This is a genomic window from Caldicellulosiruptor obsidiansis OB47 (genome assembly GCF_000145215.1).
In the GTDB taxonomy this organism is placed as follows: domain Bacteria; phylum Bacillota; class Thermoanaerobacteria; order Caldicellulosiruptorales; family Caldicellulosiruptoraceae; genus Caldicellulosiruptor; species Caldicellulosiruptor obsidiansis.
In genome coordinates, this window is sequence record NC_014392.1 from 1,563,826 (window position 1) to 1,581,334 (window position 17,509).

Annotated in this window: 19 protein-coding genes; all 19 read right to left on the reverse strand. The window is 35.5% G+C overall.

Features of this window, described 5'->3' with window-relative positions; translation table 11 throughout:
• Positions 1-36 precede the first annotated feature (36 nt).
• Entirely contained in the window at positions 37-501 is a 465-nt protein-coding gene (gene rlmH, locus COB47_RS07285) for a 23S rRNA (pseudouridine(1915)-N(3))-methyltransferase RlmH (RefSeq protein WP_013290736.1), read from the reverse strand.
• Positions 498-962 (reverse strand): low molecular weight protein arginine phosphatase, encoded by a 465-nt coding sequence (locus COB47_RS07290; RefSeq protein WP_013290737.1) that lies wholly within the window; start codon positions 960-962, stop codon positions 498-500. The genes rlmH and COB47_RS07290 overlap by 4 nt, the downstream gene beginning before the upstream one ends.
• A 2-nt stretch (positions 963-964) precedes the next feature.
• Complete coding sequence (locus tag COB47_RS07295) at positions 965-2,011, reverse strand: L-threonylcarbamoyladenylate synthase (RefSeq protein ID WP_013290738.1); 1,047 nt, start codon at positions 2,009-2,011, stop codon at positions 965-967.
• The gene (locus COB47_RS07300; protein ID WP_013290739.1) at positions 2,008-2,775 is read right to left on the reverse strand and encodes a ZIP family metal transporter; all 768 of its coding nucleotides are present in this window, start codon (positions 2,773-2,775) and stop codon (positions 2,008-2,010) included. The genes COB47_RS07295 and COB47_RS07300 overlap by 4 nt, the downstream gene beginning before the upstream one ends.
• A 64-nt stretch (positions 2,776-2,839) precedes the next feature.
• Complete coding sequence (locus COB47_RS07305; RefSeq protein WP_013290740.1) at positions 2,840-3,613, reverse strand: OmpA family protein; 774 nt, start codon at positions 3,611-3,613, stop codon at positions 2,840-2,842.
• 7 nt (positions 3,614-3,620) lie between these two features.
• Positions 3,621-4,418, reverse strand: a complete 798-nt coding sequence (locus COB47_RS07310) for a flagellar motor protein (RefSeq protein WP_013290741.1) — start codon at positions 4,416-4,418, stop codon at positions 3,621-3,623.
• Between the two features lie 65 nt (positions 4,419-4,483).
• A complete protein-coding gene (prfA, locus tag COB47_RS07315; RefSeq protein WP_013290742.1) occupies positions 4,484-5,551 on the reverse strand; it encodes a peptide chain release factor 1 in 1,068 nt (355 codons plus the stop codon).
• Positions 5,552-5,575: 24 nt separating this feature from the next.
• Positions 5,576-6,442 carry a peptide chain release factor N(5)-glutamine methyltransferase gene (gene prmC, locus COB47_RS07320; RefSeq protein ID WP_013290743.1) on the reverse strand — a complete coding sequence of 289 codons (867 nt, stop codon included), beginning with the start codon at positions 6,440-6,442 and terminating at the stop codon, positions 5,576-5,578.
• The gene (locus tag COB47_RS07325) at positions 6,432-7,373 is read right to left on the reverse strand and encodes a DUF1385 domain-containing protein (RefSeq protein ID WP_013290744.1); all 942 of its coding nucleotides are present in this window, start codon (positions 7,371-7,373) and stop codon (positions 6,432-6,434) included. The genes prmC and COB47_RS07325 overlap by 11 nt, the downstream gene beginning before the upstream one ends.
• An 81-nt stretch (positions 7,374-7,454) precedes the next feature.
• A complete protein-coding gene (gene rpmE, locus COB47_RS07330; protein ID WP_013290745.1) occupies positions 7,455-7,664 on the reverse strand; it encodes a 50S ribosomal protein L31 in 210 nt (69 codons plus the stop codon).
• Positions 7,665-7,804: 140 nt separating this feature from the next.
• Positions 7,805-8,875, reverse strand: a complete 1,071-nt coding sequence (locus COB47_RS07335) for an MFS transporter (protein WP_237698872.1) — start codon at positions 8,873-8,875, stop codon at positions 7,805-7,807.
• Positions 8,832-9,074 carry a hypothetical protein gene (locus COB47_RS12615; RefSeq protein WP_237698873.1) on the reverse strand — a complete coding sequence of 81 codons (243 nt, stop codon included), beginning with the start codon at positions 9,072-9,074 and terminating at the stop codon, positions 8,832-8,834. The genes COB47_RS07335 and COB47_RS12615 overlap by 44 nt, the downstream gene beginning before the upstream one ends.
• A gap of 35 nt (positions 9,075-9,109) precedes the next feature.
• Positions 9,110-9,814 (reverse strand): PrsW family intramembrane metalloprotease, encoded by a 705-nt coding sequence (locus COB47_RS07340; RefSeq protein WP_013290746.1) that lies wholly within the window; start codon positions 9,812-9,814, stop codon positions 9,110-9,112.
• A gap of 30 nt (positions 9,815-9,844) precedes the next feature.
• Positions 9,845-10,699 (reverse strand): DNA-3-methyladenine glycosylase family protein, encoded by an 855-nt coding sequence (locus tag COB47_RS07345; protein ID WP_013290747.1) that lies wholly within the window; start codon positions 10,697-10,699, stop codon positions 9,845-9,847.
• A gap of 93 nt (positions 10,700-10,792) precedes the next feature.
• Positions 10,793-11,365 (reverse strand): N-acetylmuramoyl-L-alanine amidase family protein, encoded by a 573-nt coding sequence (locus COB47_RS07350; protein ID WP_041742759.1) that lies wholly within the window; start codon positions 11,363-11,365, stop codon positions 10,793-10,795.
• A gap of 174 nt (positions 11,366-11,539) precedes the next feature.
• Positions 11,540-13,207 carry a transcription termination factor Rho gene (gene rho, locus COB47_RS07355; protein WP_013290749.1) on the reverse strand — a complete coding sequence of 556 codons (1,668 nt, stop codon included), beginning with the start codon at positions 13,205-13,207 and terminating at the stop codon, positions 11,540-11,542.
• Between the two features lie 246 nt (positions 13,208-13,453).
• Entirely contained in the window at positions 13,454-14,677 is a 1,224-nt protein-coding gene (locus tag COB47_RS07360) for an NAD(P)-dependent malic enzyme (RefSeq protein ID WP_013290750.1), read from the reverse strand.
• Positions 14,678-14,726: 49 nt separating this feature from the next.
• A complete protein-coding gene (locus COB47_RS07365) occupies positions 14,727-16,052 on the reverse strand; it encodes a replication-associated recombination protein A (RefSeq protein ID WP_013290751.1) in 1,326 nt (441 codons plus the stop codon).
• 11 nt (positions 16,053-16,063) lie between these two features.
• On the reverse strand, positions 16,064-17,317 hold the full coding sequence (locus COB47_RS07370; RefSeq protein WP_013290752.1) for a serine hydroxymethyltransferase: 1,254 nt from the start codon (positions 17,315-17,317) through the stop codon (positions 16,064-16,066).
• Positions 17,318-17,509: the final 192 nt, after the last annotated feature.

Consider the following 17,509-nt stretch of genomic DNA (forward strand, 5'->3'; position numbering starts at 1 on the left):
AAACGGGGCTTTAGTTGTCTAAAAACATAGCCCCGTTTATTTATGGTACTTTGTCCCATAAATAATCGAAAATCCTCTGTAAATCTGTTCATAAAGTAAAACTCTAAAAAGCTGATGAGGAAAAGTAAGTTTTGAAAATGAAATAAGTAAATCAGCTTTTCTTTTCACTTCATTTGAAAGTCCATTGGAACTGCCAATTATAAAAGTAATATTTTTACCACTATATATATTTTTTCTTAGAATCTCAGAAAATTCTTCTGAGGAAAACTCAAAACCATTAACGTCACATACGATTATAAATTCATCTTCCTTTATGAATTTTAAAACCTTATCAGCTTCTTTTTCTAAAAGAGTTTCAATATTAGAATATTTATTTTCATCTTCTTCTTTAATCTCTATTTCTTCTACTTTTACCCACCGCGAAAGCCTTTTTTTGTACTCTTCACATGCCTGCAAGAAATACTTCTCTTTTATTGTTCCAACACTGATTATTTTTATCATATATCATCCACTTTCGACAAAAGTTTATCAATAAGTTGATTAAGTTCATCTCTGCACCTTCTGTACTCTTCAATATCTCCACCATATGGGTCAACAACATCCAAATCTTCTTTGGTATTCATTACATACTCCTTTAAAGTAAACACCTTGTCGGCAGTACCAGGATACATCTTTGTAATTACCTCTTTATGATACCTTTCCATTGTCAAGATAAGAGTACTTTCTTTTATCATATCCTCATTTACAAGTCTTGATACGTGCGACGAGATATCAATACCAACTTCATTCATTACCAATATAGCATTTCTGGAAGCCTTCTGTGGAAAAAATGCAGAAAGCCCAGCTGATTCAACTTCAACATTATCAATTTTCATCTTCTTAAGCTTTTCCTTTAAAAGATGCTCTGCCATTGGACTTCTGCAAGTATTACCTGTACACACAAAAAGTATTTTCTTCTTCAATATCACAACACCTCAACAATATTGTTTGCCGCTGCTTTATAAAGTCTATTTTCCAGCGCAAGAAATTCTAAGTTAAATTCTCCCCATTCACAAAGTATATAATCAACACCAAGTTGGTTAAATTTTCTCAACAGCGAAAACAGATTTCTTCCACACTCTTTTGCATCAAACATGCTTCCTAAAATGAGTTTGTACTGGGAATCAAAATTATGGGCTGTCTCATAAAAGCACAATATGCCAACCCTGTAACCTTTCAATTCTAATTTCTTTTTCATCTCATTTATCTTGTCAATTCTTTTATCAATTCTTCCCTTTACTATTATAAGTTTGGCATCAGGTGCATAGTGCTTATATTTCATACCAGGTGACCTTGGAACACTCCCACTTAGTCCTTCCACCACCGCTTTGCTGTACTCTATATTGCCAAGCACCTCTTTCAATGCATAATACGAAATAGCGCCTGGTCTCAAAATCACAGCTTCGCCGCCACTCAAATCCACCACAGTTGACTCAAGTCCAAATGAACATTTACCACCATCTATAATGACATCCACCTTATTCATCAGGTCCTCTATCACATGCTTGGCCTCTGTCGGACTTGGTTTTCCAGAGACATTTGCTGATGGTGCTGCCACTGGTACACCAGAAAGTCTTATTAGCTCAAGCGCGATTTTGTTCGCAGGCATTCTAACACCAACTGTGGAAAGACCTGCTGTAACGTTGTCAGCAACCACATTTTTTTTGGGTAGAACAATTGTAAGTGGTCCTGGCCAAAATCTTTCTATAAGCACATAAACCTTTTCATCTGTAATTTCAGCACACATTTCAAGCATCTCTTTTGAAGATATATGAACGATTAACGGATTGTCCTGAGGTCTTCCTTTAGCCCAAAAAATCTTATCCACCGCATCTTTTAAAAGTGCATTCGCTCCAAGACCGTACACAGTTTCTGTTGGAAAGGCGACAAGCCCGCCTTCTCTTAATATTAAAGCTGCTTTTTCAAGCTTTTCATAATCTATACCTTCTTTTGCATCAATGATAATTGTCATAATTCCAACCACTCCAAAAGTAGTAGTGCTACAACAATACCTATCATATTTGATACTGTTGCCATTTTTAAATTCTCTTTTCGACTATACTCTGGAATAAGCTCATTTATCACAACATACAGCATTGCGCCTGCTGCACAAGCAAGACAGCCTGCTACTACATATTTGTTAATATAGCTTATCACACTTCCAACCAAACACCCAATACCTGTTGGAACTCCTGACAATATTGCATATCTTAATATTTTCTTTTTACCTTGCTTGGCTATCTTAAAAGGCAACGAAAGAACAAATCCTTCTGGAATATCATGAATTATTATCATAATCCCTACTAAAATTCCAAAGCTCTTTTCTACAGCAAAGCTACTTCCTATTGCCAACCCCTCAGGAAAGTTGTGAAGAGAAAGTGCAACTAAAATCAGTATTCCACTTTTGAGATATTTGTTCTGGGAAAGTAAATATCTTATTGTCAATGCTTCTTCTAATATCCCAATCATAAAGTATGAAGCAATCAATACTAAAATACATTCGAGCAAGTTTGAAATACTCACAGCTTCAGGGATAAGTCCAAAGCAAATTAAACCAAGCATTAGTCCCGATGTAAAACCAATTAAGGAGTCTTTTATCTTCTCATCGTTTAAAGGGAAGACCAAACCCGCCAGAGCACCAACAAATGCTCCAGTTATCCCACAAAAAAAAGCAAAAAGGTTGAAAACTAAAAAATTTATTTCCAACAAAGTAACTTCAAAATCAAATATTTTCATTTAAATATTATGAGAAAATCAGCCCTTTTATAAACACTCTAACCCAATATTTGAGTAAAATCTTTTACCTCACAGGTTCAGCTTTGCTATATACTGTTCTCAGTATCACAATTGTAACTCTTCTGTTGAGGGCTCTTCCTTCTGGTGTCTTATTAGAAGCAATTGGTCTATACTCACCATAGCCAACAACAGAAAATCTCTCGGGTTTTACCTTTGAAACTCTTAAAATTTCCTGCAAAACAGATGTAGCTCTTGCTGTCGAAAGCTCCCAGTTAGAATAAAAGTATTTATTGTGAATAGGGACATTGTCTGTGTGTCCCTCAATTCTTATGTTATTATTTGGCACTTTTTCTAAAATCTTTGCAATCTCATGCACAACTTCTTTTGCCTGGGGTGTAAGCTTTGCGGAACCTGTATCAAATAACACATCTTTAAGTAAAATTGATAATCCTCTCTCTTCCTGTATCACAAGCACTTTACCTTCAATACCATGTTCTTTTATAAGCCCTAAAACCTGTTTCTGTATATCATTTATGAGTTCTTCTTCAGTCATCTGCCTATTTTTTGTTGCCCCACCAACATCAGTGTTTGTTCCTTTAACATTTTTCCCTGATAATCCTTCTAATATAGATGGACCAGAATTTTCAAAAATGTAAGCTGTACCTTTCAAAACAGATGTTAGGGATTCTGTGAAGTTTTTAAATTTGTCCATGTCAAGTTTACTCATAGAGTACATGACAATAAAATATATGAGTAAAAGAGTAATCAAATCTGCATAGGTAATAAGCCATCGTTCATGGTTCTCATGGGCTGGTTCTTCCATACGCTTTCTTGACATCTACTTTTTACCCCCCAACAGTTGCGCCTGCTGGCTCTTGAGCTTGACTTTGCTTCTGACCAGCTTCTTTTAACATTCCGCCAATCTTTTCCCTGAGTATTCTTGGGTTTTCACCAGCTTGGATTGACAAAAGGCCTTCCACAATTATCTCATTTAACATTCTTTCTTGCTTTGCTTTTGTTTTTATCTTCTTACCAAAGTTAAGCCAAATTAGGTTAGCAGATGAAACACCATACAAAGTTGCAACAAATGCAACAGCTATAGCAGGACCAAGTTCATCTGGATTTGTCAAGTTCGAAAGCACAGAAATAAGTCCCATAACAGTACCAATAATACCCATTGTAGGAGAATATCCACCTGCAGCCTCAAATACTTCTGCTGCTTCTTTAAGCTCATCTTCTGCAAGGTAAACTTCCCTGTCTAAAATATCTCTAATCACTTCACCTTCAATACCATCAACAACAAGTCCTAAACCTTTTTTCAAAAGCGGATTCTGGAGGTTTGGAATCTCTTGCTCTAAAGCCAAGAGACCTTCTTTTCGCGCCCTGTCAGAAAGTTGCACAAGCTGTTCAACCACACTTGCAAAATCAATTTTCTTATCCATAAAAACCATTTTTATGTGTTTTACTGCTATTTTTATCTGTGACATGGGAAATGAAACAAGTACTGCCGCAATTGTTCCACCAAAAACAATCATAGCGGCTGAAATCTGCAAAAGCTTTGCAGGATTACCTTTTTCAATTATAAACGCAGTCAAAAGAGAACCAAAACCCAATATCAACCCGCCAATTGAAAGAATATCCATCTTCTATCATCATCCTTTTTCTGGTTTATAATTTTTGCGTAATTATCATTATAATTATCGGCATTTTAGCCTACTTCTTTTAATTTCTCTGTCTGAAAATGAGTAATCAAAGCATCAATAATCTCATCAAGATCCCCATCTAAAACTTGTTCGAGCTTGTACAAAGTAAGACCAATCCTATGGTCTGTCACACGCCCCTGAGGAAAGTTATATGTTCTTATTCTCTCACTCCTGTCACCTGTTCCAACCTGGCTTCTTCTCTGACTTTCTATTTCTTTTTGCTGCAGACTCTGATAGTAATCATAAAGCCTTGCCCTGAGTATCTTCATTGCCCTGTCCCTGTTTGCATGCTGCGACCTTTCGTCCTGGCAGGTTACAACAATTCCTGTGGGCTTATGAACAATTCTAACAGCCGACTCTGTCTTGTTTACATGCTGACCTCCTGCACCGCCTGCCCTGAACGTGTCTATCTCAAGGTCCTCTTCTCTTATTTCTACCTCAACATCTTCAACTTCTGGCAACACTGCAACAGTTGCTGTTGATGTATGAATTCTTCCACCTGACTCTGTCACAGGTACTCTCTGAACTCTGTGAACACCACTTTCATATTTGAGCCTGCTATATGCACCTTTTCCGCTTATCATGAAAATTACCTCTTTAAACCCATCCAAATCACTCTCACTTGTCGACATCACTTCAACTTTCCAGTTTTTCCTTTCTGCATATCTTGAATACATCCTGAAAAGCTCGGCTGCAAAAAGTGCTGCTTCTTCACCACCTGCACCTGCTCTTATCTCCATTATAACATTTTTTTCGTCGTTAGGGTCCTTTGGCAAAAGTAAAATTTTGAGCTGCGTTTCAACAATCTCTTTCTGTTCTTTTGCCCGATTTAGCTCTTCTTTTACAAGTTTTTCAAAGTCCTCGTCAAGGTCTGTATCTAAAAGCTCTTCAGCCTCTTTGATAGTATTCAAAATTTTTTTGTATTCTCTGAATTTTTCTACAATTGGTTGAAGATTGCTGTGTTCTTTCATGAGTTTTTGCCATTCCTGAGTCTGGCTTATTATCTCAGGGTCTGCAATCTTTTTCTCAAGTTCTAAATATTTTTCCTCAATTACTTGAAGCTTCTCTATCATTCAATCACCCCATCCAATATATTTTTACCCATTTATTGCAAAGATACATCTTTCAATATTATTCAAATCCTTTCTTGACTTTATATTCTCATAACCGTTTTGCTCTAAAATTCTCTTGACTTCTTCAGCTTGAGAAAATCCTACTTCAAAAATAATATAACCACCATCTTTGAGATATAGCTTTGCTTTGCTTGCAATTTCTTTGAAAAACCAAAGTCCATTTTCTTTTGAAAACAGAGCTATATGCGGCTCTTTTAAAACTTGCTTCTCAAGTTTGAACCTTTCACTTTCAGAAATATAAGGTGGATTGCTGAGTATGGCATCAAATCTAAGATTTTTGGGAATATCTTCAAATAAGTTGCTTCTTACAAATGAAATCCTATTTTCTACACCATTCAATTTTGCATTCTTCCTTGCAACCTCAAGTGCTCTTTCTGAAATATCAACAGCTAAAACCTTGCAATCTAAAAATTTGCAAAGAGCCACCGCAATACAGCCACTACCCGTGCCAATATCTAAAAAGTATAGATTTTTTCTATCTTTAAAGATTTCTATAGCAACCTCTACCAAAACCTCTGTGTCAAATCGTGGAATCAAAACATTCTCATCAACATAAAACTCAAGACCCATAAAGAAAGCCTTATTCGTACAATATTGGAGAGGATAGTCTTGCAAATATTTGGAAATAGCATTTACAATCTTTTCATATTTGTCTTGTCCTACAGGTAAACCTTTATTTAGAATAACCTCTGTTTTATCAATATCAAGTATCTGCGAAACCATCATAAGAGCAATATTCTTATAGTCTTCTTCTTTATTTTCACAATAATCTCTTAACATCAAAGCAGCTTCATTCAAAACCTCGCCAATGGTCTTTAACCTACCACTCATCAAGCTTTCTGTCCTCCGGCACTACCTCTTTTAATGCCTCAATTGCAACTTCTATCTGTTTTTCATCAGGCTCTTTTGTTGTAATGTTCTGAAGCCAAAGCCCAGGATATGAAATTATCCTTGCTAAAATACTTTCACTTTTTCCAGCCCATCTTATTATCTCATATGATATGCCAATAATTACAGGAAGAAGTAAAAGCCGTAGTAAAGTCCTCATAATAACAGACTGCCAACCAGAAATAGTAAAAATAATTATACTGATAATTATTACAATAAATAAAAAGCTTGTTCCACATCGCGGATGGTGTGTAGAATATTTTTTTATGTTTGGAATACTTAACTCTTCACCATTTTCATATGCAAAGATTGTTTTGTGTTCTGCTCCGTGATACTCAAAAACCCTTTTTATTTCTTTCATCTGGGATGCAAATAAAAGATACAAAATAAAAATTATTACTCTTACTATTCCTTCTATCATATTTTTCCAAAAACTACTAAGACTAAAACCTTTGAATACTTCAACAGACCAAGTAGGAATATAAAAAAATAGAAGTATTCCGAGAACTATGGATACAACTACAGAAAAATAAATAGCTATATCGGTAACACCAATCTTCTGGAAAAATTTCTTTTCAAAAAGTTTGTCCACAAAATCTTTTTGTTTTTCTTTTTCTTCATCTGGCAACTCTTCTAATGCAATGTCAGCAGATTTCATCAAAGCTTTTGTCCCAAGAATCATTTGCTCAAATAAGATAAATACTCCTCTTATAAAAGGAATCTTTTTTAGCTTGTTAGTATCGTCTATGGCTAAATCCTTTACCTCTTTGTAAAGCTCACCATTCGGTTTTCTTATAACAATGGAAATTTTTTTAGGTCCTTTCATCATTATACCCTCTATGAGAGCCATTCCACCGATAGTAGTTTTTTTCATACTCATCTTCCTATCTTTGCTATTTTGTAAAATAAAAAGGATTAGCACAGGCTAATCCTCTTGAGAAGCAACACTCTCTTTCTATTTCTGTTCAAGCCCATATTTCTTCATAAATCTTTCTACTCTACCTGTTGTATCAACAAACTTTTGTTTACCTGTAAAGAATGGATGGCACTTTGAACAAATTTCTACATGGATTTCTTTTTTAGTAGAACCAGTTACAAATGTCTCACCGCATGCACATCTGACAACTGCATCGTGATAATATGTTGGATGGATGCCTTCTTTCATCACTTTCACCTCCTACAAGATTTATACAAATTTTTGTTATTTTCCAAAATCATAACTTTCCCATACTCATAAAGGTGCAAAAATATTTTACAACAGCTACTCTCTTTTTACAAGAGTTTTTTCAAAACCAGATTGAACAATTACTCCTCTTTTACTAAGAAACATAGAATAAAAAATCCCAACACCATGCAGCTAAACGATATTAGAAATAAAAGATTTTTGCCAAGTATATCAATTATACTACCTGCAATTATTGAATTAAACGCAAAAAATGGTCCCATTAAAAAGTTTCTAAGCCCGATATATGATGGTTGTTTTAATGGGTCCTTGCAAAGTTTTGCAGCCATATTACTTTCGTTTACATTTCTTGCACTTTGGGCAATCCCAAACAGGGCAACAGAAAGATAATATATTTCTACAGAGCTCATAAGGTATGTAAAATATATTGCAGGCAAAAATATCAGAGCAGAAATTAAAAGAGTACTTTTAAACCCGTATTTTGAACCAATTAATCCCCAGAGCATATATCCTACTGTTTGAGAAAAAAGCAATATTGTGGTTGCCACTGCAACATGTTGGGTTGAAATACTCAGGCTATTTTTTGCAAATATTGTTTGAAAACCAAACGGCATCTTACCCAGTGCACCAATAAATAAAACTGAAAAAAGATAATATACAAAATTTCTATCTTCTTTTAGTATCAAAAACATGCTCCTAAAATAATGCTTATTGTCAATCTCCTTTTTTGGTTTCTTGATAGGAATCTCTTTCATCATAGAAGCTATGTACAATGAGAGCATCATTATCAAAAACGAAATTAAAAATAAAAGACCATAGTTATAAGGAAAGTGTAAAAGTCTCAATATTCTTCCCATCAAAAAGGCTCCAAATGTCTCACACAGTCCCCCTATCGATGACCTTATCCCAAAAAACTTGCTCCTTTGTCTTTCAGGAACAAGCTTTAGTATAAGATTGAACCATGTTATATTGGCAAATGAAGCAAAAAAACCTTGAAGACTAAAAATTATGTAAAAAAGAATTATAAATAAGAGCTCATTCTTAGCAGCAAATACAAACACATCAATAGCAAGCAAAAACCACATAAGCCTCATAAGCAAAGCAACTTTTATAAAATATTCTTTATATGTTTCAAGCATCTCAAGTTTTTTAGCAACAAGTATCTGCGGAGAGTTTGACAAAAGTACATTCAAAGTTGTCAAAAGACCAATTAGTGTATTTGAATGGACATAGTTTGAAATAATAAACTATCACAGTAGAGACTGGAAGCATACCACTTCCAACTGCAAACACTGCTCCATCTGCAATTGAAATGATAGAATTTTTTCTTAAATTTTTATAAGCAAAAACTTCAAGTTTTTTAAGTTCTCGTTCTTGGTCTTCAGATGTCACTTCAAACTCATCTCCTTAATAGAATCCTCTATGCCTTAAAAATACAAATTGGAAATTTCTTGACTTTTTCTAATTAATCTCAAGCAATAAGCAAACAATAAAATCTCATACAAACCAACTATGACCAGCGCTCCATAGACATTTAGCATGAGCACAAAATCATAAAATCCATGCAAAAGCATAGGAATAATAAGAGAAGCCTTAAAATACCAGTAACTTCTGCTCTCGGGCGCAAACTTTGCAAAGCCTAAATAATATCCCATTACAATTCCAAACATAGCATGTGCAGGTACTGCCATCACACCTCTTAGAACAAGAACTGAAACTGCAGCGTCGGGGGATGCCTGAAAAGTTTGATACACATACCCTACATTCTCTATTGCAGCAAACCCAACTGCAGAGAATACACAGTAAACTATGCCATCAAATGGTTGATTGAAATGAGGACTGTCAAAAGCCACCCTTAGCACAACAAGTCTTTTAAAGTATTCTTCTGTAAGACCTGCAACAATAAACGCTTCAAATACAATGAATGAAAGCCTGCTTGAAGCAGAAATGCTGCCATATGCCATTAAAAAATATTCAATTGGAACAACAATAGAGCTAATAAGTATCCCCCATACAAAGGTTTTCAAAAGAAGATGAAGAGGTTCTTTTTCAAACTTGTCTCTAAAATAGATATAAAGAGCTATGAACAAAGAAGGAGCTATGCTTAAAATAATCAGTTTGTAAAGTGTCACAACAATTTACCTCCATTTGTTCATTTGAGTTTATTTATTGATGTTCCTAATATAGTGAAATAAAAAAAGCTGAGCGTATCCTGCAAGTTCACCAAACGAATTTATAAACTGTCTCAGCTGTTTTGTATTTTCAATTCCATAATATTCTCTCAAGGCACGTTTCACCCACACATCCACAGGAAACACATCATACTTTTGCAGTGAGTAAAGCAATATACAATTAGCAACCTTGTCTCCTATTCCTTTTACCGTTTTTAAAATCTTCCTTGCTTCATCAGAACTCAAAGACTCAAGACTTTCAAAGTCTATTTTACCTTCATCTAATTTAGCAATTGCATCTTTGATATACTCTGCTCTATAACCTAACCCTAAGCGTTTTAATTCTTCTGTTGAGATCTTTTTTAAGTTCTCAATTTCTGGAAATGTCCAAGAAGAAAATCCTCTGTATTCTATTTTTTCCCCATAAGCCTGGCAAAGTCTTTCCACTAGCATTTGAATTCTTTTTATGTTGTTATTCTGAGATATAATAAAAGAAATCATACATTCAAAAGGTTCTTGATTTAAAAGTCTCATCCCTCTGTACTTCTCAACTGCCTTTTTCAAAATCTCATCATGCTCAGAAAGTTCTTTTAAAATCAAATCATAGTCTTTATCCAAGTCAAAATACCAGTAAAAAAACTTTTTAAACTCTTCAGGTGAACAGTTGTATATGTCAAAAGTATTACTATCCTGCGGATATACTAAAACTATTTTTCTATTTACAACTCCTATGTATCCACCATCTACCTTTTTCCATCTAAAACACTGTCCGCTAAAAAATGTTGCGTCAAAATCAATCTCTACTCCACTTATGCGAAGAAAATCAGTATACTCTTTTATGTTCAAAAAAATTCATTCCTTTCCAATTATTTATGTGGTAAAACAAAAAGAGCCAACTTCTTCTTGGCTCTATTTTTAATTATAAGAATACAGCATTTTTTAAGCTTTATCAACATTTTTTTGATAATTCACAATTCCCTTTGCAATTGCTAAAGCTATTTGAGTTTGGTAGTTTTGATTATTTAGCATCTTCTCTTCTTCTGGATTACTTAAAAAACCGCATTCTGTCAGAATTGCTGGCATTTTAGTAGCCCTTAATACATAAAAGTCTGCAAATTTGACTCCGCGATTTATCGTTTTAACTGCCTCAACTATACTTTTTTGCACCTCCACAGCCAGTAAAAATCCTTTCTGGCTGGTCTTGTAATAAAAAGTTTCTATACCTCTTGCAGAGTCATTTTTGCTGCTGTTGCAGTGAATGCTGACAAAGACATCTACCAAATTTGCATTTGCTATGTCACACCTTGCTTTTAAGTCTTCTTTTACACTTTTTTCTCCCCACGGCAAAATATCAGAGTCTCTTGTCAAAATCACCTTGGTGTTTGTGCCATCTTCCAATATGAATTTTAATTTTTTAGCAATTGCAAGTGTTATATCTTTTTCTTTGGTGTTGTTTTTTCCTATTGCTCCAGGGTCCTTCCCTCCATGACCAGGGTCTATACATACCTTCATCATTTTCACCTCCTTAAAATCAGTGTATTCCAAATTCCTCATATTTGTGAAATTCAAAAAAACGCCCAGAAATAAAAAAGTAGCTGCTATTTTGTCCAAAATAGCAGCTACTTCCTCCAAAATATCAATTGGATTTGTTCAAATCTCAATTTTTTTTAAAATTACTTTCTACTTTCATCTCAAATTTTGTAATATCTTTCTTATGAATTCTTCATTTGACTTTGTCTGAGAAAGCATGCTTATAATTCTTTCTGTAGTTTCAGCTGTTCCAAAATTAGAAAGTGCTCTTCTGATTGCATCAACAGCTGCTTTTTCTTCTTCAGACAGCAAAAGCTCCTCTCTTCTTGTCCCTGACTTGTTTATATCAATAGCAGGGAATATTCGCTTTTCAGAAAGTTTTCTGTCAAGGTGCAGCTCCATGTTGCCAGTGCCCTTGAACTCTTCAAATATGACATCGTCCATTCGTGACCCTGTTTCAATCAATGCTGTTGCAAGGATGGTAAGGCTGCCACCCTCTTTAAGGTTTCTTGCAGCACCAAAAAACTTTTTAGGTTTGTGAAGAGCGTTCGGGTCAAGACCACCAGAGAGTGTTCTGCCAGATGGTGGTTCAACCAAGTTATAAGCACGTGCAAGCCTTGTCAAGCTATCTAACAATATGACAACGTCTTTTTTACACTCAACAAGTCTCATAGCCCTTTCTAAAACCATTTCAGCAACCTTGATGTGATGTTCAGGCGTTTCGTCAAATGTTGAGTAATGTATCTCTGCTTTAATTGAGTCCTGCATATCAGTGACCTCTTCAGGTCTTTCATCGATGAGCAGTACAATCAAATGCAAATCATCATAGTTTGTGAGAATACTATTTGCTATTTTCTTTAATAGTGTAGTTTTACCTGCTTTTGGTGGTGCTACAATTAATCCTCTCTGGCCTCTTCCAATTGGCGCAATAAGGTCTATGAGTCTAACCGCTAAATCCTTAGGTTCATTTTTATTTTCCAAAATTATTCTTTTGTTTGGGAAAATAGGGGTAAGGTCTTCAAAAGGAGTGCGTTTTGCAACTTCTTCTGGTTTCATATCGTTGACGCTCTGAACATACAAAAGTCCTGCAAACTTCTCATTTTCTTTTGGAAGTCTAATGGGACCTCTAATTTTATCACCCGTTTTGAGATTGAATTTTCTGATTTGAGATGGCGAAACATATATGTCATTTGGGCCAGGAACAAACGAATCGTCGCGCAAAAATCCGTAGCCACCGCCGCCACCAGGTTCATAAATTATCTCCAAAACTCCTTCTCCTATACCACCTATCTCAACTTTACCTTCAAGTTCTTTTAATTCTGGTGGAATTTCTATCTGCATCTTATCCTCTCTTTTTTCTTCTTTTTTAGGTTTTAACTCTATTACCTTACTCTCTTCTTTGTTCTCCTCATTCAAACTAACATCTACAGGCTTTTCAGTTTTTTCTTCTTTTTGTGTGTCCTGCGACAAAGTTTGCTCTTTTATGTTATCTTCTTCTTTATTTTCCATTTCATCTAGGCTTGCCTCTTCCTTTTCCTCAGTCTCTTCAAGCTTTGATTCTTGCTCCTCGCTCTTTAATTCAAAAGTCTGCTGAACTTCTGCAGTTTCTGATTTCTTCTTTCTTCCTCTTCTACCTTTTTCTTTTTTACCTATGCCTTCAAGAACTGTCGCATCTTCTTCTGAACTTCCTAGAAAATTTTTAATAGCTTCCATCAACTCACCTTTTTTGAGCAAAGAATATTTTTGAATACCCAGACTTTTTGCTATTTCTCTAAGTTCAATAATAGACTTTCCTTTTAAAAACTCTTCAAGTGACCCAGGCACTCTTTTCCCTCCTTGTCTACTGACTTCTCATTTCTTGCACTTATATTCTATTAACTTCTGTCTGGGGAAGTTAATTGCAAGAGATGACGTTTAACCTGACACCTTTTATTTTAAAAGTCCAACACTGCTTTGTCAATAGTGACATTGTTGATTAAATACAATGTTTCTATTTACAATGATCAGAACGAGAAAATAAAAAATCAGAGTTAGGCACCAAAAATTTTACCTAACTCTGTTCTTGACCCTTTACATACTTAACATAGACAAAATCCTTGATGTAAGCTCATCATCATTTAGATACAGCCGTGCAACCTTTTGTTCCATTGCCTTTTTTGCAACTGCTAAAGCCACCTCAAAGGCTACTTTTTTGTCAAAAGGCTTTGGAATTATATAATCTTCTGAAAGTTCTTCCTCTGCAACCTTAGCTATAGCCTCTGCAGCTGCTATTTTCATCTCATCTGTTATCCTTGTTGCCATGACATCAAGCGCTCCTCTAAAAATACCTGGAAATGCCAGCACGTTATTGACCTGGTTATTAAAATCAGACCTTCCTGTGCAAACAATCCTTGCTCCTGCCCTTTTTGCAATATCTGGCATAATCTCTGGTATCGGATTTGCCATTGCCATCACAATTGCATCATTTGACATCTTTTTGATATCATCTTCATTCAGGACATTTGCAACAGAAAGACCAATAAATACATCAGCACCTTCAATTGCTCTGTGTAGCGAACCTTTTATTCCTTCTTTATTAGTAATTTTTGCTATTTCTTCTTTATACTTATTCATATCTTCTTCTCTTCCTTCGTATATAGTCCCGCATTTATCACAAACAATAATATTTTTTGCTCCATACTTTAATAAAAGTTTTGCAGTTGCAATTCCTGCAGCACCAGCACCGTTTATGACTATTTTGACCTCTGATATTTTTTTCCCAACAATTTTAAGAGAATTTATCAGAGCAGCTAATACCACTACAGCAGTTCCATGCTGGTCGTCATGAAACACAGGAATATCAAGGCTTTCTATAAGTCTTTCTTCAATCTCAAAACATGCCGGCGCACCTATATCTTCTAAGTTTATCCCTCCAAAGGATGTTTCAATAAGCTTTACCGTCTTTACAATCTCATCAACATCCTTTGAAGCTATGCATATGGGGAATGCATCAACTCCGCCAAACTGTTTAAACAAAATTGCCTTGCCTTCCATAACAGGCAAAGAGGCATCCACACCAATGTCTCCCAAACCCAAAACAGCTGTACCATTTGTTACCACTGCAACCCAGTTGGATTTAGATGTATACTCATACACAAGAGACTTATTTTTTGCAATTTCTCTGCAAGGTTCTGCAACACCAGGTGTATAGTATATACTGAGGTCGTGCTGATTATCTACACTAACTTTGCTTTTGAGGGAAATCTTTCCTCTGTGTTGTCTGTGAAGCTGCAGTGCAAGCGTTTTTATATCCATTTTTATTTTCTCCTCTCACGCTTTTTTTGTGCGTGCAAATTTCGATTCTTTAGCTATCAAGCTGTTCTTTCAACTTCTTAATATATTCAGCTATAAACTTTTCTTTTCCCATCTCAGTTGGATAATAGTATCTTTTGCCAATAAGTTCATCAGGTAGATACTGTTGAGAAACCCAGTGATTTTTATAGTCATGAGGGTACAAGTACCCAATGCCATGTCCGAGCTTTTCTTCTCCATGTGTTGCCATTCTAAGGTGCATAGGAATACTTTTTATACTCACATTTTTAGCATCTTCCAAGGCTTTTTCAATTGCCAAATATGCAGAGTTGCTTTTTGGAGCACATGCAAGATAGATCGTCGCCTCAGACAAAATAATTCTTGCTTCAGGCATTCCCACAAATTCACATGCCATTGCTGCAGAAACTGCCATTGTGAGTGCCATCGGGTCTGCCAAGCCAATGTCTTCTGCTGCCAATATTATAAGTCTTCTTGCAATAAATTTTATGTCCTCTCCACTGTCAAGCATCTTTGCCAAGTAAAACAGCGCTGCATCCGGGTCAGACCCTCTTACACTTTTTATAAAGGCAGAAATAGTATCGTAGTGCATATCCCCCGTGGCATCATAATTAACAGTTTTTCTACTTGAAAGATTTATAACAGATTTCTGAGAAATATAAATCTTGCCATCATCTTGAGCGGAAGAAGAATACACTACAGCCTCTAAGATGTTCAAAGCAACTCTTGCATCTCCACCTGAGAGCTTTGCTATGAGCTTTTTAGCATCATCATCTATTTGGATATTCAGTTCACCAAGTCCATTCTCTTTATCCGAAATTGCTCTTTCAATGATCTTTAATATATCTTCCTCCTTAAGTGGAAAAAGTTCGAATACTAAAGACCTTGATACAAGCGCTTTATTGACTTCATAAAAGGGATTTTCAGTTGTTGCCCCAATTAAGATTATTATTCCTTCTTCAACAGAAGGCAAAAGTGCATCTTGCTGAAGTTTGTTAAACCTGTGTATCTCGTCAATAAAAAGAATGGTCTTTTTACCTGTTTGAGAAAACTCAATCTTGGCTTCTTCAATAATCTTTTTTATATCGTTTACACCTGCAATTGTAGCATTGATGGTTTTGAAAGTCTTACCTGTAGCATTAGCAATCACATGCGCAATTGTAGTTTTTCCAGTCCCGGGCGGCCCATAGAGAATTATTGAAGTAAGCCTATCGTTTTTAATTAAGTTATAAAGAGGTTTGCCCGGGCTCAAAATATGTTCTTGTCCCACAATCTCCTCAAGGCGTTTTGGTCTGAGTTTATAAGCAAGAGGTGATTCTTTTTTCAACCTTTTTTCACCAAGATATTGGAAAAAGTCCATTTCAATTCACCTTAAGCTTGTTCATCAAATTCTTTATACAAAGGATGTTTTTCGCAAAGAGCTTTCACCCTGCTCAAAATATTCTCTTTGGTATCAGAATTTGTCAAAGCATCATGGATGATATCTGCAACCTCAACCATATCTTCTTCTTTAAACCCTCGGGTTGTCACAGCCGGTGTTCCAAGTCTTATCCCGCTTGTTATCATTGGACTTTGAGTATCAAAAGGAATTGCGTTTTTGTTACAGGTTATATTGTGCTCATCTAATATCTTTTCAGCATCTTTTCCTGTGATACCTTTATTTCTCAAGTCTACCAGCATTAAATGATTATCTGTACCACCGCTCACAAGCCTGAATCCTCTTTCGATGAGTCTTGTGCTCAGAGCCTTTGCATTTTTCAATATTTGAACCTGGTAATTTTTGAACTCTTCTGTCATCGCCTCTTTGAGAGCAACAGCTTTTGCAGCTATTACATGTTCAAGCGGTCCACCTTGAATACCAGGGAAAATGGTCTTATCAATCAGTTTTGCATATTTTTCTTTGCAAAGAATAAGACCTCCACGAGGACCTCTAAGCGTTTTATGTGTTGTGGTTGTAACAAAATCGGCATATTCAACAGGTGATGGATGAAGCCCTGCAGCAACAAGCCCAGCAATATGAGCCATATCTACCATCAAATATGCTCCCACTTCATCAGCTATCTCTCTGAACTTTTTAAAGTCAATCACCCTGGGATACGCTGATGCTCCTGCTAAGATAAGTTTTGGTCTGTGCTCCTTTGCAAGTCTTAAAACTTCATCATAATTAATTGTCTCTGTTTCAGGGTCAACCCCATATGAAACAATATTGTAAAGCTTTCCTGAAAAATTCACAGGGCTACCATGAGTCAGATGTCCACCATGCGAAAGATTCATCCCAAGAATGGTATCACCTGGATTCAATACTGCAAAATATACAGCCATGTTCGCCTGTGCACCTGAATGTGGCTGAACATTCGCGTGTTCAGCTCCAAACAGCTTTTTAGCTCTCTCAATTGCTATAGATTCAACAACATCAATATATTCGCATCCACCATAATATCTTTTTCCTGGATATCCTTCTGCATATTTATTTGTCAAAGGTGAACCCATTGCTGCCATTACTGCAATTGATATAAAGTTCTCAGATGCAATAAGCTCAATTTTATTCTGCTGTCTTTTAAGTTCGCTTTTTATTGCTTCAGCTATTTCTGGGTCTGTGTCTTTTACTAAATTGTAAAAGTACATCTTCATCTCCCTTTCCGAATGTTTTGTTGCAAAGATATTCGAACGTTCATACTTTATGATTATACATCAATTTTTTCTTTGTGTATATTATATTTTAGCCCAATTTTAAAAGTCAACCATTTGAACATATTTGTGCACAAAGTTTAATGTTCACACATAAGCACAAATACTATATAATCTTACTGTAAAAAA

What these genes read in the sequence shown, in the direction of transcription:
- rpmE (WP_013290745.1), bottom strand. Translation starts at nt 7,664, where the DNA reads ATGAAAGAAGGCATCCATCCAACATATTATCACGATGCAGTTGTCAGA.
- prfA (WP_013290742.1), bottom strand. Translation starts at nt 5,551, where the DNA reads ATGATAGAGAAGCTTCAAGTAATTGAGGAAAAATATTTAGAACTTGAG.
- COB47_RS07370 (WP_013290752.1), bottom strand. Translation starts at nt 17,317, where the DNA reads ATGTACTTTTACAATTTAGTAAAAGACACAGACCCAGAAATAGCTGAA.
- COB47_RS07295 (WP_013290738.1), bottom strand. Translation starts at nt 2,011, where the DNA reads ATGACAATTATCATTGATGCAAAAGAAGGTATAGATTATGAAAAGCTT.
- COB47_RS07310 (WP_013290741.1), bottom strand. Translation starts at nt 4,418, where the DNA reads ATGGATATTCTTTCAATTGGCGGGTTGATATTGGGTTTTGGTTCTCTT.
- COB47_RS07350 (WP_041742759.1), bottom strand. Translation starts at nt 11,365, where the DNA reads ATGAAGGTATGTATAGACCCTGGTCATGGAGGGAAGGACCCTGGAGCA.
- COB47_RS07325 (WP_013290744.1), bottom strand. Translation starts at nt 7,373, where the DNA reads ATGAAAAAAACTACTATCGGTGGAATGGCTCTCATAGAGGGTATAATG.
- COB47_RS07360 (WP_013290750.1), bottom strand. Translation starts at nt 14,677, where the DNA reads ATGGATATAAAAACGCTTGCACTGCAGCTTCACAGACAACACAGAGGA.
- prmC (WP_013290743.1), bottom strand. Translation starts at nt 6,442, where the DNA reads ATGAGTGGTAGGTTAAAGACCATTGGCGAGGTTTTGAATGAAGCTGCT.
- COB47_RS07300 (WP_013290739.1), bottom strand. Translation starts at nt 2,775, where the DNA reads ATGAAAATATTTGATTTTGAAGTTACTTTGTTGGAAATAAATTTTTTA.
- COB47_RS07365 (WP_013290751.1), bottom strand. Translation starts at nt 16,052, where the DNA reads ATGGACTTTTTCCAATATCTTGGTGAAAAAAGGTTGAAAAAAGAATCA.
- COB47_RS07305 (WP_013290740.1), bottom strand. Translation starts at nt 3,613, where the DNA reads ATGTCAAGAAAGCGTATGGAAGAACCAGCCCATGAGAACCATGAACGA.
- rlmH (WP_013290736.1), bottom strand. Translation starts at nt 501, where the DNA reads ATGATAAAAATAATCAGTGTTGGAACAATAAAAGAGAAGTATTTCTTG.